This window comes from Micromonospora sp. NPDC052213, assembly GCF_040679695.1.
GTDB lineage: Bacteria > Actinomycetota > Actinomycetes > Mycobacteriales > Micromonosporaceae > Micromonospora.
In genome coordinates this window covers 1-2,609 of record NZ_JBFAVI010000320.1, presented here as the reverse complement: position 1 = coordinate 2,609, position 2,609 = coordinate 1, and the positions used below count along the sequence as shown (strand labels likewise).

1 protein-coding gene is annotated in these 2,609 nt (G+C 76.3%); it reads right to left on the bottom strand.

Going from position 1 to position 2,609, the window contains the following annotated elements; genetic code table 11:
* The coding region (locus tag AB0L34_RS33525; protein WP_363709661.1) for a beta-ketoacyl synthase N-terminal-like domain-containing protein at positions 1-2,609 on the bottom strand (2,609 nt) is incomplete at both ends.

The following is a 2,609-nucleotide window of genomic DNA, read 5'->3' as shown; positions in this document are numbered from 1 at the left end:
TCACGACCTGCGACGCCGGCCGACCGTCGGCGAGCGCGTCCAACGCCGCGGTCAACTCGTCCCGACCGGAGGCGAAGACCACCGCCCGGTGGTCGTGGGACGCCCGGGTGGCGATCAGCGACCAGCCGACGTCGCCGAGCGCGGCGTCCGGCACCTCCTCCAGGTGGTCCCGCAGCTCCCGGGCGCGGTCGGCGAGGGCGTCGGCGGTACGCCCGGAGAGCACCCAGGGCAGCTCGCCGGCCGGCCCGTCGGTCTCCGGCGCGGGCTCCTCGTCGGGGGCCTGTTCGAGGATCGTGTGCACGTTGGTGCCGCTGATCCCGAACGAGGACACCCCGGCGCGGCGTACGCCGTCGACCGGCTCCCAGGGCTGGGCCTCGGTGAGCAGTTCGACGCTGCCGGCCGACCAGTCGACGTGCGGGGTGGGCTCGTCGACGTGCAGGGTGGGCGGCAGCACGCCGTGCCGCATCGCGAGGACCATCTTGATGATCCCGGCGACACCGGCAGCGGCCTGGGTGTGGCCGATGTTCGACTTGATGGAGCCGAGCCACAGTGGCCGGTCGGCGGGCCGGTCCTGCCCGTACGTGGCGAGCAGCGCCTGCGCCTCGATCGGGTCGCCGAGGGTGGTGCCCGTACCGTGCGCCTCGACGGCGTCGACCTGGACGGGGGTGAGCCGCGCGTTGGCGAGGGCCTGTCGGATGACCCGCTGCTGGGCGGGCCCGTTGGGGGCGGTGAGCCCGTTGGAGGCCCCGTCCTGGTTGACGGCGCTGCCACGGACGATCGCGAGGACCGGGTTGCCGTCGCGGCGGGCGTCGGAGAGCCGCTGGAGCACCAGCAGGCCGACGCCCTCGCCCCAGCCGGTGCCGTCGGCGGCCCCGGCGAACGGCTTGCACCGGCCGTCGGCGGCGAGGCCGCGCTGCCGGGAGAAGCCGACGAAGATGCCGGGGGTGGCCATGACGGTGGCGCCGCCGGCGAGGGCGAGGTCGCACTCCCCCGCCTGCAGGGCCTGGGCGGCGAGGTGCAGCGCGACCAGGGACGACGAGCAGGCCGTGTCGACGGTGACGGCCGGGCCGTGCAGCCCGAACGTGTACGCCAGCCGCCCGGCGAGGACGCTGGCGGAGACGCCGGTGGCGAGGTAGTTCTCGTCGACGTCCCCGGCGGCCATCAGCAGGGAGCCGTAGTCCTGCCCGTTGGTGCCGACGTACACGCCGGTGCGGCTGCCGCGCAGCGCGGTCGGGTTGATCCGGGCCCGTTCGAACGCCTCCCAGGTGGTTTCCAGCAGCAGCCGTTGCTGCGGGTCCATGGCCACGGCCTCGCGGGGGCTGATGCCGAAGAACGCGGGGTCGAACTCGCCGGCCCCGGCGACGAAGCCGCCCTCGCGGACGTAGCTGGTGCCGAGGTGCTCGGGGTCGGGGTGGTACAGCTCGGCGAGGTTCCAGCCGCGCTCGCCGGGCATCAGGGTCATCGCGTCGGTGCCGGCGGCGACGAGGTCCCACAGTTGCTCGGGCGACGACACGCCGCCGGGGAAGCGGCAGCTCATCGCGACGATGGCGATGGGTTCCCGGTGCAGGCCGGCGCCGTCGGCGACCACCTCGCCGGGGGCGTGGCCGGCGGTCAGGCCGTGCAGGTGGGCGGCCAGCTCGGCGACGGTGGGGTGGTCGAAGACGAGGGTGGCGGGCAGGGTCATGCCCGTCTCGGCGGTCAGCCGGTTGCGCAGCTCGACGGCGGTGAGCGAGTCGAAGCCGAGGTCGCGGAACGCGCGGTCGGGCAGCGGCTGGCCGGCCGGGTAGCCGAGCACCGCCGCGGCCTGGGTGCGGACCAGCTCGGTGAGCTGGGGCAGGGACCGACCGACGACGACGGCGCGGACGGGCCCGACGGGTCCGGTGGGCACCCCGGGCAGGGCGGCGATCAGCGGGGTCGGACCGCCCCATGCGGCGGCGAGGCGTCCCCAGTCGACGTCGGCGACGGTGACGGCCGGGTCGCCGGCGTTGACCAGCCGGCCGAGCGCGGTGACCGCCTCGGCGGCGGGCAGCGGGTTGATGCCGCCCCGGGCGAGCCGGGCGGTCAGCGCGGCGGTGGCCGCCGCCATGCCGTCCTCGGCCCAGGCTCCCCAGCCGACGGATGTGGCGGGCAGCCCCTGGCCGCGCCGCCACGCCGCGAACGCGTCGAGGTACGCGTTGGCCGCCGCGTAGTTGCCCTGCCCGGCGCTGCCGACGACGCCGGCGAGGGAGGAGAAGAGCACGAACGCCTCGAGGTCCCGGCCGGCGGTGGCGTCGTGGAGCACCCGCGCGGCGCGGACCTTGCCGTCGAGGACGGTCTGCATCCGGGCCAGGTCGAGGCCGTCGAGGATGCCGTCGTCGACCACCCCGGCGGTGTGCACGACGGCGGTCAGCGCGGGCAGGCCGGCGACGAGGGCGGTGACGGCGTCGGCGTCTGTGACGTCGCAGGCCACCACCCGGGCGGCGCCCAGCTCCGCGACCAGGTCGGCCGCGCCGGGGGCGTCCGGGCCGCGGCGGGAGGCGAGCACACCGCCGGGGTGGTCGACGACGGCATCCTCGACGGCCTCGACCTGGCCCGGATGCAGACCGTCCTCGACGGCAAGGTCCGCGCCG